The organism is Laceyella sacchari (assembly GCF_004343255.1).
In the GTDB taxonomy this organism is placed as follows: domain Bacteria; phylum Bacillota; class Bacilli; order Thermoactinomycetales; family Thermoactinomycetaceae; genus Laceyella; species Laceyella sacchari.
In genome coordinates this window covers 1,331,652-1,348,061 of sequence record NZ_SMDD01000001.1, presented here as the reverse complement: position 1 = coordinate 1,348,061, position 16,410 = coordinate 1,331,652, and the positions used below count along the sequence as shown (strand labels likewise).

11 protein-coding genes and 1 pseudogene are annotated in these 16,410 nt (G+C 47.6%); 10 read left to right on the top strand and 2 right to left on the bottom strand.

The window, feature by feature from the left end; translation table 11 throughout:
- Positions 1 to 268 precede the first annotated feature (268 nt).
- Positions 269 to 1,462 carry an aminotransferase class I/II-fold pyridoxal phosphate-dependent enzyme gene (locus EDC32_RS06490; RefSeq protein ID WP_132220638.1) on the top strand — a complete coding sequence of 398 codons (1,194 nt, stop codon included), beginning with the start codon at positions 269 to 271 and terminating at the stop codon, positions 1,460 to 1,462.
- Between the two features lie 71 nt (positions 1,463 to 1,533).
- On the opposite strand, the gene EDC32_RS06485 is transcribed toward EDC32_RS06490, so the two are convergent.
- Entirely contained in the window at positions 1,534 to 2,301 is a 768-nt protein-coding gene (locus EDC32_RS06485; protein WP_132220636.1) for a hypothetical protein, read from the bottom strand.
- A gap of 369 nt (positions 2,302 to 2,670) precedes the next feature.
- Here EDC32_RS06485 and pyc point away from each other — a divergent pair, with 369 nt between their 5' ends.
- The gene (gene pyc / locus EDC32_RS06480) at positions 2,671 to 6,117 is read left to right on the top strand and encodes a pyruvate carboxylase (protein ID WP_132220634.1); all 3,447 of its coding nucleotides are present in this window, start codon (positions 2,671 to 2,673) and stop codon (positions 6,115 to 6,117) included.
- A 90-nt stretch (positions 6,118 to 6,207) separates the two neighbouring features.
- On the opposite strand, the pseudogene EDC32_RS06475 reads toward pyc, so the two are convergent.
- Positions 6,208 to 7,290: pseudogene (locus tag EDC32_RS06475) on the bottom strand (P1 family peptidase).
- A gap of 241 nt (positions 7,291 to 7,531) precedes the next feature.
- Here EDC32_RS06475 and EDC32_RS06470 point away from each other — a divergent pair.
- The 8 genes from EDC32_RS06470 (at position 7,532) to EDC32_RS06435 (ending at position 16,277) form a co-directional block, all read left to right on the top strand.
- The gene (locus EDC32_RS06470; RefSeq protein ID WP_132220632.1) at positions 7,532 to 7,975 is read left to right on the top strand and encodes a DUF6376 family protein; all 444 of its coding nucleotides are present in this window, start codon (positions 7,532 to 7,534) and stop codon (positions 7,973 to 7,975) included.
- A 686-nt stretch (positions 7,976 to 8,661) separates the two neighbouring features.
- On the top strand, positions 8,662 to 9,858 hold the full coding sequence (gene megL, locus EDC32_RS06465) for a methionine gamma-lyase (protein ID WP_132220630.1): 1,197 nt from the start codon (positions 8,662 to 8,664) through the stop codon (positions 9,856 to 9,858).
- A gap of 56 nt (positions 9,859 to 9,914) precedes the next feature.
- Positions 9,915 to 11,465: a sigma 54-interacting transcriptional regulator gene (locus EDC32_RS06460; RefSeq protein ID WP_132220628.1), complete on the top strand. Its 1,551-nt coding sequence runs from the start codon at positions 9,915 to 9,917 to the stop codon at positions 11,463 to 11,465.
- Between the two features lie 105 nt (positions 11,466 to 11,570).
- Positions 11,571 to 12,095 carry a hypothetical protein gene (locus tag EDC32_RS06455; RefSeq protein WP_132220626.1) on the top strand — a complete coding sequence of 175 codons (525 nt, stop codon included), beginning with the start codon at positions 11,571 to 11,573 and terminating at the stop codon, positions 12,093 to 12,095.
- A 109-nt stretch (positions 12,096 to 12,204) separates the two neighbouring features.
- A complete protein-coding gene (locus tag EDC32_RS06450) occupies positions 12,205 to 12,873 on the top strand; it encodes an OmpA family protein (protein ID WP_132220624.1) in 669 nt (222 codons plus the stop codon).
- 318 nt (positions 12,874 to 13,191) lie between these two features.
- Positions 13,192 to 13,998: a class I SAM-dependent methyltransferase gene (locus tag EDC32_RS06445; protein WP_022737714.1), complete on the top strand. Its 807-nt coding sequence runs from the start codon at positions 13,192 to 13,194 to the stop codon at positions 13,996 to 13,998.
- A gap of 215 nt (positions 13,999 to 14,213) precedes the next feature.
- The gene (locus EDC32_RS06440; RefSeq protein WP_132220622.1) at positions 14,214 to 15,761 is read left to right on the top strand and encodes a glycine betaine uptake BCCT transporter; all 1,548 of its coding nucleotides are present in this window, start codon (positions 14,214 to 14,216) and stop codon (positions 15,759 to 15,761) included.
- Positions 15,762 to 15,911: 150 nt separating this feature from the next.
- The gene (locus EDC32_RS06435) at positions 15,912 to 16,277 is read left to right on the top strand and encodes a hypothetical protein (RefSeq protein ID WP_132220620.1); all 366 of its coding nucleotides are present in this window, start codon (positions 15,912 to 15,914) and stop codon (positions 16,275 to 16,277) included.
- Positions 16,278 to 16,410: the final 133 nt, after the last annotated feature.

The window sequence follows — 16,410 nt, the reverse complement described above, 5'->3', positions numbered from 1 at the left end:
TACAACATGACGTAACGTAAGGTTCAAGAGGAAATCGTAAAATGGGCCAAGAAGAGGCAGTAGCCTGCTGTTTGGTTGATGGGAAGAAATATAATTGATGCATAGTGCATGTTTTAAATTGTATAATGACACTTTTCTATGGCTTTTATATAAAATTCTTTGGTATAATGCAGTAATAACGCATTTTATCTGTACATTAGCTATTGTGGAAAAATTGATTAAAGCATATGAAAAAGGAATATTTGAGTAGAATTAGTTGGTGAAAAATATGTCTATCCACGACAAGGTATCACGTATCGTAAAACAAATCCCGCCGTCAGGCATCAGGCGTTTTTTTGACATCGCCAGCCAAAATTCCTCCGTAATCTCGCTGGGGGTAGGAGAGCCTGATTTCAGTACGCCGCCGTCCATAAACAAAGCGGGGATTGAAGCGTTGGAGCTGGGGATGACCCATTATACATCTAACCGGGGCTTGCCTGAGTTGGTTGAAGAAATTGCTTCTTATTTGTTCAGGCGGTTTGCTTTGGAATATCGGCATGATGAGATATTGGTGACCAACGGCTCCAGTGAAGGCATCGACTTGGCGTTGCGGATGCTGATCGATCCCGGGGATGAAGTGCTGGTTGTCGAGCCGAGCTATGTGCCTTACGGTCCAATCGTGCGACTGTGCGGAGGGGTGCCCGTGCCGGTGCCAACATCACTGGAACATGAATTTAAGCTGACGGTGGAAGATCTGGAGCGAGTGATTACACCTCATACCAAAGCCTTGATTTTTTGCTACCCCAATAACCCAACGGGCGCCATCATGGACAGGGAAGATTGGGAGCCCATTGCTCGTTTCATTGAAGAGCGGGATCTCATCGTGATTTCCGATGAGATTTATGCCGAATTAACCTATGAGAAAGAACATGTGTCTATCGCTTCTTTTGCTTCCATCAAAGACCGGGTTATCTTGGTTAGCGGCCTGTCTAAAGCATTTGCGATGACTGGTTGGCGGGTTGGATACGTGGCTGCTTCTGAACTGCTGTTGTCAGAAATGTTGAAGATCCACCAATACACAGCCTTGTGCGCTCCGACGATCAGTCAGATTGCGGCTGTCGAAGCGTTGCGAAACGGTGGGGGGCCATGCCAAGAGATGGTGCGGCAATATGACGAGCGAAGGCGACTGGCGGTGTCCGCGTTTGCGGAAATGGGACTATCTTGCAATGTGCCTGCCGGAGCCTTTTATGTTTTTCCACGCGTCACTGATTTGGGAATGGATGGACAAGCATTTGCTGAGGCATTGCTGGCTGAAGAAGAAGTGGCCGTTGTACCCGGTTGCGCTTTTGGGGAGACGGGGAAGGGGCATATTCGTTGTTCTTATGCCACATCGATCAAGGAGTTAAGGGAAGCTTTTCGACGGATGGCGCGATTTGTGGAACGGAAGAGACAGGCGTTGCACCCGTTGCAACCGATGCGGTGAAGTGACGTTCTATTATGGCATCGATTGCGGCCAAGCAAGGGGGACAGCTCCCTTGCTTAAACCGTTCGTGATCAGAAGAGGTGGAACTTTTCCGATGATTGAAATTCCACCATTTCCCGAAGCTCTTTTGTGATCGATTCGGTGCCAAGTTCTTTTCGGAACTCATCCATCAGCGGTTCGTAATAATAAAGCAGGAACTGCTCGTATTTCTCATCGATTTCCTCTTCCGTCTCTTCGTCGCGATTGGGCATGGTATGCGCCATATCATTGAGATAATCCAACACGTCGTTGGAGATAAACAGCAAGTATTGGGGAACCACTTCCCCGATCACTTGTGCAAACAGGGAACGAATTCTTTCCGCGTATTTCGCTTCGCCTGAAAAATCATATGCGAAATACGCCATGTTGAGATTGTGAAGCAGTTGGGCAATCTTTGTGTAGGCCTCCATTTTTTTGTCATAGATACGGCTGTGCACAAAAGAGCGTTGCCCTTGCATGTGGGATCGGCGATTGGAGTAGACTGTGATCGCCACGGTGACAAGCGCCACAATACCGGTGATGATCGCGGCGTTTTCTTCCGCCTGCAAGCCTTTGGTGTTCATCCATACTTTGACTCCAACATAGGCGAGGCAGACCAATGCGGCGATGCTGAGCAAGACGGCGACGATTTTCCATCCGTCTTTGCGAAGGCGTGTTAAAAATTGGTTCCAAAGGTTGCCCATCCGCTTTTGGCGTTTCAGTTGCTTGACCAATTTCGCCTTCATACGCTGCTGTTTGGCGGGGTCAAGCTCATTATATTTTTCACTTAGCTGTTTATAGCGGATATGTAATAGGCTCACAATTTCACCTCCAGCCAAAACTTTATTTTAATCCATGAAAGATAACCTTTCATCTATGTTTTTTGAATTTATACTTATATCATTATGGCGAAAATGTGAAAAACAAATCAATCGTTGCGCTGAATAAATATTCATTTACAGATATAATAATGTTAATATGAATAATAATTATTAGATTCAACTTGATAGATTTACTTCTGACTGCTTTCCCCAGGCGATAGGAGGCGTGTTTCATCCATAAGTTTTTTGAAGTGATCCGCCCAACGGATCACCGCTAAGTGTATGATAAAAGAAAGGGGGCGTCGGGGAGCGGTTTGGTTCCGATGCCTGCCAGAAGTGTTTCACATCCTATAAAGGAGGCGTTTGTTCATGAGCGTGGTAAAACCTTTCAAAAAAGTGTTGGTAGCCAATCGGGGAGAGATCGCTATCCGCATTTTTCGTGCGTGTACAGAGTTGGGGATTCGCACGGTCGCTGTCTACACTGAACAGGACAAAGTGTCGCTCCACCGTTTCAAAGCGGATGAGGCTTACCTGATTGGGGAAGGCAAGGGGCCGATCGAGGCTTATCTCGATATTGAAGGGATCTTAGAAGTGGCCAAACGCCATCATGTGGATGCGATTCATCCTGGATATGGATTTTTAGCGGAAAATGCTGACTTTTCAAAGAGATGTGCTGAGGAAGGCATTGTGTTTATCGGGCCGTCGCCTGAACACATCCAAATGTTTGGGGATAAGGTAGATGCCCGGGCGATGGCTATTCAAGCAGGCATCCCCGTCATTCCGGGTACACCTGAACCTATTCAATCATTGGATGAAGCACGCGAATTTGCGGAACAGCATGGATTTCCCATCATCCTGAAGGCCGCGGCGGGTGGCGGCGGGCGCGGTATGCGCGTCGTTCGCACCAGTGAAGAGCTGGAAGAAGCTTTTGAGAGAGCTCGGTCTGAAGCGAAGTCGGCTTTTGGTAACATGGATGTCTACATTGAAAAATACTTGGAGCAGCCTAAACATGTTGAAGTGCAAATCTTGGCTGACCGATACGGAAATGCCGTTCATCTGTTTGAGCGGGATTGCTCGATTCAACGTCGTCATCAAAAGGTGGTGGAAGTCGCTCCTAGTGTTTCCTTGCCGCCAAAGCTGAGAAACGAGATTTGTGAAGTGGCATTGCGGCTCATGCGAACCGCTGGTTATTGCAATGCAGGAACGGTTGAATTCCTGGTCACCCCCGATCACCGTTTTTACTTCATCGAGGTGAATCCCCGTGTGCAGGTGGAGCATACGATTACTGAGATGATTACAGGTGTTGACATCGTGCAATCGCAAATCCGGATTGCCGAAGGGTATGCATTGAGCGATCCTGAGATCGGTATACAGGGGCAAGATTCCATCACCACCCGTGGCTTTGCTATCCAATGTCGTGTGACAACGGAAGATCCGGCGAGAAACTTTCTTCCGGAAGCTGGACGGTTGCTCGCGTACCGGTCGGGCGGGGGATTTGGAATTCGATTGGACTCGGGTAACGCTTATCCTGGCGCGGTGATCACTCCGCATTACGATTCGTTGTTGGTGAAGGTGTCTTCTTGGGCGATGACTTATGAGCAAGCAGCGAAGAAAATGCTGAGAACCCTGAAGGAGTTTAGAATCCGGGGTGTGAAAACGAATATTCCGTTTTTGGAAAATGTGGTTCAGCATCCGAACTTCTTGAGCGGCGAATACAATACGTCATTTATTGATACCACGCCAGAATTGTTTGTGTTTCCCAAACGGAAAGACCGTGGTACCAAGTTGTTGACTTATATCGGTCAGACGATCGTCAATGGTCATCCTGGGTTGCCGAACGGGAAAAAGCCAACCTTTGCTACACCACGCATACCGGCGACTTCTGTCGATCAGCCATACCCCGCGGGTACGAAGCAGATTTTGCAGGAAAAAGGCGTGGATGGGCTGCTGGAATGGGTGAAGTCCAGCAAACGGTTGTTGGTGACGGATACGACTTTCCGGGACGCGCATCAATCTTTGTTTGCCACACGCGTGCGAACCCATGATTTGTTAGCCATTGCCGAAGCTACCGGAAAGTTGGGGGCAGATTTGTTTTCTTTGGAAATGTGGGGCGGGGCCACCTTTGACACCAGCATGCGTTTTCTAAATGAAGATCCTTGGGAAAGATTGCACATATTGCGTGAGCGGATTCCCAACATCCTGTTCCAAATGTTGTTCCGTGGAGCCAACGCGGTGGGCTATACGAATTACCCCGACAATGTCATCCAAGAATTTGTTAAAGTAGCCGCCAAGTCTGGGATCGACGTGTTCCGTATCTTTGACAGCCTCAACTGGTTGGAAGGGATGCGGGTGGCTATTGATGCGGTGCGTGAAGCTGGCAAAATTGCCGAGGCGACAATCTGTTACACAGGGGATATCTTAGATCCAAACCGCGACAAATATTCGCTGACGTATTATGTGAATTTGGCTAAGGAGCTGGAGAAAGCCGGTGCCCACATGATCGCCATCAAGGATATGGCTGGTTTGCTGAAGCCTTTTGCGGCGTACAAATTGATTACGGCATTGAAAGAAGAAGTGGGTCTGCCCATTCATCTGCATACTCATGATACGAGCGGCAACCAAATGGCCACCTTGATTAAAGCATATGAGGCGGGTGTCGATATTGTTGACGCTGCACTTAGCTCCATGGCGGGGCTGACGTCCCAGCCCAGTCTGAACGGATTGGTGGCTTCGCTTGCGGGGCAGGAGCGGGAAACTGGTTTGGACCTGGCCAGCTTGCAGAAGCTGTCCGATTACTGGGAAGATGTGCGCCCGTATTATGCTGGCTTTGAAAGTGGGATCAAGGCTCCCAGCTCAGAGGTGTACGAGCATGAAATGCCTGGCGGGCAATACTCCAACTTGCATCAGCAGGCAATTGCCGTCGGGTTGGGCGACCGCTGGGAGGAAGTAAAACAAACCTATGCGACGGTCAACCGGATGTTCGGCGATATCGTGAAGGTGACTCCTTCCTCCAAAGTTGTGGGAGATATGGCTTTGTTCATGGTGCAAAACAACTTGACGGAACAAGATGTGTATGAAAAAGGGGAGCGGTTGGACTTTCCAGAGTCGGTGGTCCAATTTTTCCAAGGGTATCTTGGACAGCCGCCGGGGGGATTCCCAAAGACTTTGCAAAAGCTGATCTTGAAAGGTCGGGAACATTTCACTTGCCGTGCGGGGGAACGACTGGAACCAGTGGACTTCGCCAAGGTGCGTACGGAACTTGAAGAAAAGATCGGACGGCCGGTTACAGAATATGATTTGCTGAGCTACATCATGTATCCGAAAGTATTCCTCGATCGGGAGAAGAAAGTGAGTGAATTTGGCGACCTCTCGGTTTTGGACACGCCCACTTTCTTCTACGGCCTGCGTTTGGGTGAGGAAATCAAGGTGGACATTGAACAGGGCAAAACCTTGATTGTGAAACTGATCAATGTAGGTTCGTTGCATTCCGATGGAACGCGAACCATCTACTACGAATTAAACGGCCAACCGCGGGAAGTGACTGTGCGTGACTTGTCAGTGCAAGAAGACGCCCATGCCCACCGCAAAGCGGATCCTGATGTGCCAGGGGAAATCGGCGCGACCATGCCTGGCAAAGTGTTGAAAGTGTTGGTGGAGCCGGGAGATAAAGTGAAAAAAGGAGAATATCTCGTCGTCACGGAAGCGATGAAGATGGAGACGACGGTGCAAGCTCCGTTTGACGGTGAAGTGAAAGCCATTTATGTGAAGGATGGACAAACCATTGAAGCGGGCGATCTGTTGTTAGAATTGGGTTGAGAGATCAAGCGATAGGAAGGACTGACGAGACGGTTTTGCCTCAGGTGAGCTGGGGTGAAATCGTCTCGTCTTTTTTGTGGTGCCTAATGGTTACGGATGGGCAAGATTGGACAGGAACAAGTCGTATTCGATCGCCCGTTTTATTCTGCCGTGGTTGCCGGTTGTGGTGGTTGCTTTACACAGTGAATTCCAAATCGCTTCTTCCACCGCTTCCACGGTCATTTCAAACAAACGGGAAATGGGCTTCCCCGTCCTCAACAAGGTAAGTACACGAACGGGTTAGCCCGTCTGGATAATGGGGGATGCGATGGGCGGTAGAAAAAGCGATGACGATGTCTCCGCTTCCATGAGCGGCGTATGACCCGGTGCGTGCCAAGCCAAAGGTGGCTCTTTTGGCCATGCGGTGCAGTTGTCGCTCATTGACAGGCGCATCAGTGGCGATAACGATCATGATGGACCCGTCAGGTGTTTGAGTGGGAGGGTGTGTGTGTGATGCCACTGTTGTCCGGCCACGCCCAAGCAGTAGCAGATCGCGTTCTTCACCGAAATTGCTGACAACCAAAGCACCGACCGTATAGATATGTTTAGCGAATAGGGCTACCCTGGAACTGGTGCCGATCCCGCCTTTGTAGCCCATACAGGACATGCCTGTTCCGGCACCCACGCAACCTTCTGCCACTGCTTCTGTCGTCGCTGATTGAATCGCTTGATAAGCGTGCTCCGGTCTGACGTGCAATCCTCGAATATCGTTAAGGTACCCGTCATTACATTCACCCACTAGTACATTGACGGTTCCGGTCGATTCACCAATGTCGCTGTTTTGGTCGAGAAGGTAGCGAAGGGTTCCTTCGGTTACGGCGGGAACGGACAAGGTGTTCGTTAGCATGATGGGACTTTCGATGGTACCTAGCTCTTGGAGTTGAATGGAACCAACCGTTTTTCCGAAGCCGTTGATCACGTGCACACTTCCCAGCACTTTTTCTTGAAACAGATTGCCGCCATGCGGCAAGATCGCTGTCACTCCCGTTCTTACTGCTTTTCCTGCCTCCAAATCATAGGACAAGGTGTGGTGGCCGACTTTTACCCCGGGCACGTCAGTCAAGCCGTTTAATTCACCAGTGTCAAATCGCCGATCTTGATACCCAATTCACGCAATCTGAGGCGATTTTCCATGTGTGCATTCCCCCCTGTTTCAAACGGTCCCTTGTTTATACCATAACTCATTTTTAATGGAAAATATTTTTCTGCCTTGTCTGTTTCAGAAGACACGTCTGCGGGTAAGAAGGAGGTGATGACGGACGATCTCGCCCGCCCTGGGGCAGAATGGTCCTTTCGTTTGCAACTTGAAGCAGGCAAGTGTTGAAACACGAACGGAAATCATTTATTCAATATTGCAAAAGAAAGGGATTATGACATGAAAAAAGCTTGGATTTTGTTGGTTATGGTAGCCGTGTTGTTAAGTGGTTGTGCTGCTGTCGAAGAAGTAAGCAATTCCATCAATTACGCCAAACAAGCGGCTGACTACATCACCTTGGTGAGTGATTTTGCGAATGAAGCTCAAACATTGGTTGAGCAGGCTGTCACGGATGAAAATGTCCGTAAGGAATTGGAAAACAAACTACAAGCCTTGCAACAGAGCATGGAGTCTTTTAACAAATTGACCCCTCCAGAGATCGCGCAAGATATTCATCAACAAATCGTCAGCTACAATGAACAATTGAATGCAGCGATTGAGATGTATATGACGACGTTGAAAGATGCCAAAATTGATCCGACCACTTTTGAAAACTCAGAACTGATGAAAACAGTCCAAGAACTGTCCAAGCTGGCGCAGCAAATCGAGGGTTTGCAACAGTGAACAGGCCGTGTATCACACTTACTTTGTATAAACAAAAGCTCTTTCACCTACCTTTGAGAGGGGAAAGGGCTTTTAGTTATGTCAAAGAAGGGGATACGTTTATTTACCTCTCATTGTACGCCCAGGGAGTGCAAGTCGGCGGAAGGAGAAAGATGGGAACGGTTTCTCTCTGGGCCATCAAAATTGTCCCCCTGGGAACACAGGGTGAGGGTCGGAGAGAAACGGGGTACGTTGCTGACAGAATGATGCAAGGGAATGGGAATCAATGCTGGGGGGCTACATGAGCGGGAGGGATATCCCGCCAATGTATTGCCAAGAAAGCATTGAGGAAAACGGGGGAATGAGATACCCCAAGCCATGAGGTATCTCTTCAAGAATTGGGAAAAGATAGGTCGATGTTGCCGAATGGGTTGAAGTTATGACTGTAGAGGCATGTTCCCCAGCCCATTCGGTGAACTTAATTATTGTACATAAAAAAGTTGTAGAAAGTATGACGTATAAATGCGAAATTGTTACAAAAGTTATAAATTCGGTTCAAAATGGGCAATGATGGTGGAAACATATGATGCCAACACGGTTCGAATGATTTCCAATGCATGTTCATAAACGGCGAGATAAAGAGTGTTTTTGGTTGGCACCCCTTTTGCATGTTCTGATGGTAAAGACAGCAGAAAGGGGATAGGGAAATGAGCCATTCACAACAAAAAAGAGAATTCGGGTTTGCTACCAAAGCAATCCATGATACCGCCCATGAAAGATTCGCCGGAGGGCCGCTCGTTCCACCGATCTATCAAACATCAACCTTTGTGTTTCCCACAGCGGAGGAGGGGGCGGAACGCTTTGCTGGTGAAGCGTCGGGATACATTTACTCCCGGTTGGGGAATCCGACGGTAACCGCTTTGGAAGAGAAGATCGCATCCTTGGAAAAGGCGGAGATGGCCTTGGCGTTTTCTTCGGGTATGGCGGCGGTATCAGCGGTGTTGATGGCTTTGGTGAAAACAGGTGATCATATCTTGTGCTCCAAAGGGATGTATGGATGTACATTCAGCTTGTTGAATTGGTTGAAAAACCGGTTTGGCGTTGAGCATTCCCTTTCCACCATGAGCGATGAAGAAATGTTGCGTCAAGCGATTAAGCCGAACACCAAGCTGATATACGTAGAAACGCCTGTCAATCCTACCATGGAGTTGATTGATCTGGAGATGGTCGGGCGAGTGGGCAAGGAGTTAGGTGTTACTACTATTGTGGACAACACCTTTATGTCCCCATATTTGCAAAGGCCGATCGAATGGGATTGTGATCTGGTTATCCATAGTGCGACCAAATATATCGGCGGGCATGGGGATGTGATCGCTGGATTGGTCGCAGGTCCGCGGTCGTTGCTGGAGGAGGTGCAAAAGACCACACAAAAAGATTTTGGCGGCGTTCTCGGGCCGATGGATGCATTTTTGCTCCTTCGTGGATTAAAGACGCTGGCGGTGAGAATGGAAGCACACACGAAAAATGCACAGGCGGTGGCGCAGTTTTTAGTGTCGCACCCTCAAGTGGAGCGTGTTCACTATCCCGGATTGCCTGAATTTCCCCAGCATGCGTTGGCCCAAAAGCAGATGGACGGCTTTGGTGGAGTGGTCAGTTTTGAATTAAAGGGCGGGCATGAAGCTGCGACGCGGATGCTTAATCATGTGTCGCTGTGTCGATTGGCAGTTAGTTTAGGGGATGTTGACTCACTGATCCAACATCCAGCTTCGATGACGCACGCCATTGTCCCACGGGAAGAGCGTCTTAACATGGGGATCACAGATGGTCTCATTCGATTGTCAGTCGGTATTGAGGAGGTGCAGGATATCATCTGCGATCTTGAGAATGCGCTTTCATTTGTGTGATATGGACACAGAGACTCTGTTAAGATAAAAGAAAACACCGAAAAAGGGTGGCTGACATGGAAACGACGACGTTTGAGATCGAGACGGAGAACCGGGTCGGAATCACTCATGATGTAATCGGTTGTTTTCTTTGTTCTAATATCAGTATCATTCGAATGGAAGTGAAGCCGCATTACATCTATATCAAAATCAAATCGTTAGAGCAGAGGTTGCACAGTCAGCTCATTTCTTCCATAGGGGAGATCTCCGGTGTGCGGCGCATCGACGTGATTCCTTTCTTGCCTTCAGAAGGCAGGGAAGATCAGATGAACACGATCTTGGGAACAGTTTCTGAAGGGATGATCCTGTTGGATCAAACGTTGCGCGTTCAAGCTGTCAATCGGGCGGCACACGGTATGTTGCCGATTCCATGGGATCAGTTGAAAGGGAGACCACTCGCAGATGTGTGGGGAAGGCATATTGTTGATTGCAGGCAGTGTTTGGAAAGCGGGATCGAGGTATTGAACAAGACAGTGACGATTCAAAGGAAGACTGGGGAAACGGTGCAAATGGTGGCCAGCTACTACCCGATCCGCTCGGTAACGGCCAACTGCAACCAGGGGATCGTGATTGTGATCAGGGACATGAAACAGATCAGCGATTTGATTCAATCAGTCAAGAGTACAGGGATGGTTCAATTTGCGGACATTGTGCATCGTAGTGAAGAAATGGCTCGTTGCATCGCCCTCGCCAAACGCGTGGCCCGGTGCGACGCAACCATTTTCTTGTACGGGGAGAGCGGGACGGGCAAAGAGTTGTTTGCGCGGGCCATTCATTACGAGAGTTTGCATGCTGACGGGCCTTTTGTCCCTGTCAATTGCGCGGCTATTCCCGAGGCGCTATTGGAAAGCGAATTGTTCGGTTATGAAGCGGGTGCTTTTACCGGTGCGGCCAAAGGCGGAAAAAAGGGATTGTTTGAAATGGCCCAAGGGGGAACCCTGTTTTTGGATGAAGTGGCCGAATTGCCTCTCCATTTGCAGGCAAAATTGTTACATGCGGTGGAAGAACGGGCGGTGCGGCGGGTTGGCGGCGATAAGCGTATCCCGATTAATCTCCGTATCATCGCAGCAACCAACCGGGATTTGTCAGCGATGGTGGCGCAAGGTCGGTTTCGGGGTGATTTGTATTACCGCTTGCATGTGATACCGATCCAGCTTCCCCCCTTGCGGGAACGAAAAAGCGACATACCGCTTTTGGCGTCCCATTTTGCGGGAAAATTCCGCCGATTGGCCGGCCGCCCGCCGTTGCCTTTGTCTTCCCAAGCTATGCATATGCTGCTGACCCATGATTGGCCTGGCAATGTCCGCGAATTGCGTAATGTGATCGAGCGAAGTGTTTATCTCTACCTTGAAGAGGAAAAGGAGCTAAAAAAGGTTCATATTGAAAATAAACCAACTAGCAAGGGGACGACAAATGCCGTTGGGCTAAAGGAACGGATGGAAGCCTATGAAAGGGAAATCGTGGCTGAGGCGCTCAAGCGATGCAAGAGCGTCCGCCAAGCCGCTCGCGATTTGGGGATCAGCCACACCGCGCTGTTGAGAAAGATGAGAAAGTATGGTCAAAGCTGAAGTGGATCAAGGGTGCAATCATTGTATCTGCACAAGAAAAAATTTGCGTCTGTGGGATGATTGAGCGTACAATGCACCTGATGTCTATTCAGTGGAGGGGTCGCCATGGATGTTTCAAAACAAGACTTATATGATCTCATTGACCGACTTGATCCGCGGGAGTGGAAAGCGGCGCATGCTTTCCTTTTGAATTTGGTGCAAACAGCGAGTCAGGATGCGTCTCAATCTCAGAAAAGGCGATTTTATGCCGAGATTGAAAAGAAGGAAGCGGTGGATCGTTCCATTTCTGAAAGGGAAATGGAACAAATGAGCGGCTTGTCGGAACAATTGACGCTAAGCGAGTTGCAAAATGAATTGGCTGTTCCAGCAAATTGGAATGGGCCGATCGACTGCCACGTGATGATCAGCGCCGCAATTGTCCCTTTTTTGCAGGAGCAATCTCCTTCGGAACAGCGAACCATCATGGAAACGATGGCAGAGCTCCAGTGCTTCCCACCGCGGGTGGAGATGCGACGCTTGTTTGGATTGGAAGGAAATCTTCAGTTAAATATGGGTTCATATCGGTCGATTTGTTACATTGATCATGAAAATGATGCCATTGTGGTGTTTACACTTGATTATAATGAATAGACTGTCCGCTGTGATTGGCTGTTGCGAACGGATGGGAGAATCCCTGCACCTTCTGCCAGAATTGAAAGAGATAGGACTATATTGTAGTATTTGATTGGAGGTGGATCACATGAGAAGGGTTTTATCTGTTGTGATGGCCGGTTCTGTGGCGCTGTCTGCAGCCGCCTGTACGAATAGCAAGACGATGGCCGATCAACAAGCCCAGAAAGAAGAAAACTCCTCGTCCAATCAGTCAGAAGCACCTTATGCAGCACCTGATCCGGATGATTTATACAAGGTGGCGCCTGCCGAAGATTTATACCAACCGCCGAAAATGTACATACCAGCCCCACCCTATACGCCACCTAAGATGGCACCGTCCAATTTCAAATATGTACCGCCGGAAATGATCCATCCTGACATGGAGATCAAAACGACCGACAAGCATGTGGTGATTGAACTGCCAGACCACATCTTGTTTGATACCGACTCGGCCGTCTTGCGCAAAGAGGCTTATCCGGCGCTGGCTCAAATCGCCAAATCCCTTTCCAAAACGGAAAATGCTTCCTTCCAGATTCATGGGCATACCGATCATCGGGGTACCCATGAGCATAATCTGCAATTGTCGCAAGAGCGGGCTGACGCAGTGAAAAAGGCGTTGGTAGAAAAGTTCAGCGTAAACGAAGCACTGCTGTCAACGAAAGGGTGGGGAGAAACGAAACCGCTTGTGGCTAACGATTCTCCTGAAAACATGCAGAAAAATCGCCGGGTAGAAGTAATTGTGGTTCCCGGTGTCTGATATTCCATGCACGATCTGAAACAGGTCGTGCATGATATGTATAATAACTATTTTTTATTTAGAAAACTTAGATTTTTATTATTTGTGTGAACTAAATGATTTAGTAGGAATTTTATAAGAAGAAGTGGAATTAAATTTTATACAAAAAATTTTCCTTGGATCTGCTTAAACATTATGTTGCGGTGACCGCTGATACGGTAGGGAATGCCTGGGGGAATGTGGAGTTGGAGGAAGATGCATTAAATTATTATGCAGATGAACGCTGGACTTCAACACTGTTTATTAATAAACCCAAAATAGCGAAAAGGAGTGATTGGAATGAAATCAAACAATTTTGATTCGATCGCGCACTTATATGACGAAACACGGCAATATCCAGAATTCGTTTACGAAAACATTTTCAAATTAATCGAAGCATTGGGTCAGCTTGACTCAAAGGAAGCAAAAATATGCGAAGTTGGTGTCGGTACGGGAAGAATGGCAATTCCCTTCATAAAAAAAGGATACGCGTATACGGGAATCGACATTTCTAATAATATGTTGTCCAAATTCAAAGATAAAATTGCCAACATAGATCATATAAACCAGGTCGAAGTATTTCAAGCGGATGCAACCCATCTCCCGTTTGAAAATTCACGTTTCGATATGGTATGGGGAACAAAAGTTTTACGACATATCTCCAATTGGAAAGGTGTACTTCAGGAAGCAAAGCGAGTGTTGAAGGAGAATGGTGTTTTTTTGCATGGAGAAGAATATTGGGTGGTCGCTCCGCCAACAGTAAAGGTAAGGAGACAATGGGAAAAATTCATTTTTGAACAAAATGAACGCCCTAACCGACCATTTGGAGTAACGGATGATCATGAGATTGCTAAGTACCTCGAGGAAATTGGAGGGAAGAGTCGGATTCTGACTTTATCTACCTGGCCGGTGCACGAAACGTTCTTACAAAAAATTGAGCACTTTGCGACAAGAGCCGGATCATCAACTTTTGGAATAAGTGATGAAGCATTGGAGAATTCTGTGGAAAAGTTGAAACAATGGGCTTATCATGAGTACGGGAATCTCAACTACCCCTATTCGGGGATTAGAGGCTTTCGAGTTGTAATGGGAACATTTGATTCTTGAGATGGAGCATAGTGAAAAATATGTTTTCTTCCGGCCATCCGTTAGTAAACGGTTGGCTTTTCTTTTTCTTGTAGTTCAATTATTTAAAGTCGACTAGGAGGGCGTCAGCTCCCGGGTTTTGCTCAGGCGGACATGCAATCTTGTCCAATGTGTGTTACATTGGTTAAGTAAGCCGGATTCGGCAGACAGATTATTCCATTTAGAAAGGGAGAATCATGAAGAAAAAAATTGCCAATGTGTTTTTCATTTCCATCGTATTGTCTGTTCTGTTTATTGCATGGGGTGTGGTAGCACCCAAAAGTCTTGCCAGTGTTACCTCTATGATCCAAACGTTTCTCCAAGATCGGTTTGGATGGTTTTACCTCTTTTCCGCCACTGGATTCCTCATTTTTTCCCTCTATTTGGTTTTTAGCCCGTATGGCAAAATCAAGCTGGGCAAAGACGATGATCAGCCTGAGTACAGTCGAATCAGCTGGTTTGCCATGCTGTTTAGCGCCGGTATGGGAATCGGGCTTGTGTTTTGGGGAGTGGCTGAACCGCTTTCCCATTATCACATACCGCCTGTAGGTGAAGGACAAACGCCAGAAGCTGCACGAATGGCTATGCGTTACTCTTTCTTCCATTGGGGTCTTCACCCTTGGGGAACTTATAGTGTGTTGGCCTTGGCGTTGGCTTACTTTAATTTCCGAAAAAAAACCCCCGGACTTATCAGTCACATTTTTTATCCCTTGTTGAAAGAAAAGGTGAACGGCCCGATCGGCAAAGTGATCGATGTGATTGCCGTTTTTGCCACCGTGTTTGGCGTCGCGACGTCATTGGGCTTTGGTGCCGCCCAAATCGGTGGGGGGATTTCATATCTTACTTCCATTGATAATAATTTCACCACCCAACTGATTATCATCGTTGTGGTGACGTGTTTGTTTTTGTTGTCTGCGGTTACAGGTTTGAGCAAAGGCATTCAATATTTGAGCAATCTCAATATCTTGTTGGCCTTGTTGTTGCTGTTGTTCCTTTTATTCGCCGGGCCTACAAAGTTTCTTATGAATTTGCTGATCAGCACCATCGGCGGGTATCTGCAGAACCTTCCCGCGATGAGCTTTTACATGGCTCCGTTCCAACCCGAAGCGAATGATTGGGTTCAGAATTGGACCGTTTTTTATTGGGCGTGGTGGATTGCTTGGGCTCCGTTTGTCGGCACATTTATCGCCCGTGTTTCCAAAGGGAGAACGGTAAGGGAGTTTATTATCGGCGTTCTTCTGGTACCGACCACTTTTTGCGCTATTTGGTTCGCCGTTTTTGGCGGAGCGGGCTTACATCTGGACATCAACCAAGGGCTTCCCTTATTTGAGACGATGAATGACAAAGGTACGGAAGTGGTGTTGTTTGACGTGTTACAACAATATCCGCTTGGACTGGTGATGACAGTGTTGGCCGTCTTGTTGATCGCCACCTTTTTCATCACTTCGGCCGATTCAGCCACGTTTGTGTTAGGAATGCAGACAACAAACGGGTCTTTAAATCCACCAAATCGCGTTAAGTATATCTGGGGCTTTATCATTTCCTCGTCGGCCGCGGTGTTGCTTTATTCAGGTGGATTGGAGGCGTTGCAGACAACTTCCATTATTGCCTCTTTCCCTTTCATTTTCATTTTGTTCGGAGTGATTGTTTCACTGATGAAGTCATTCCAGCAAGAGCGTTCTGCGGCTGTAAAAGTTAAATATACGGATCAACTGGAGACATCTGCCAAAAATGCTGAATTGTGAACGACGGATGTATGAAGTGGATGTTTTCGGTGCATAGTATTACTGAAAAGATTAAATCTGGATTTTTAGGAGGAGCCTGTCACCGATGGGCTCCTTTTGTCTTTTCCATTCCCACGGCCAGAAGCTGAACGTAAGAAAGGGGTAGGGAAGATGCAAATAAGTAATCAGCCAGCAATCCAGAAAATGATTTGTGATGCGTACAGTGAAGGACAACGTCAGTTATTTGGGGCCGTGCGCAAAGATGTGGAAGCGATTGTGCACCAAGATAAGATTTTCATTATTGCCGGGAATGCTTCAATCATGAAGGAGGTTTCTCCACGCATGTCTATTCGTGGGAGACGGATCGATCCAATCTTGCAGGAAATGAAAGAGAGGGAATATCACAACTATATGCGTTCCATGCTTGCCGAGATTACCGGCCAGGCCGTCTTATCTGGACAGCCAAATATTTTTATCGACAATGGACTGACATTGGATATTTATTGCATGGATAAAACAGTGTTTGATATTCCATAAAATGAGGGTGTACCACGGGCGTAATCGCAAATTTTCGTTGGGCTTGTCGATTCCTTTACAATTCCCGAGTGTTTTTATATAATGGTATAAAAATGAATATACGGAACATGATTTAGGAGGAGACTGCCACTTG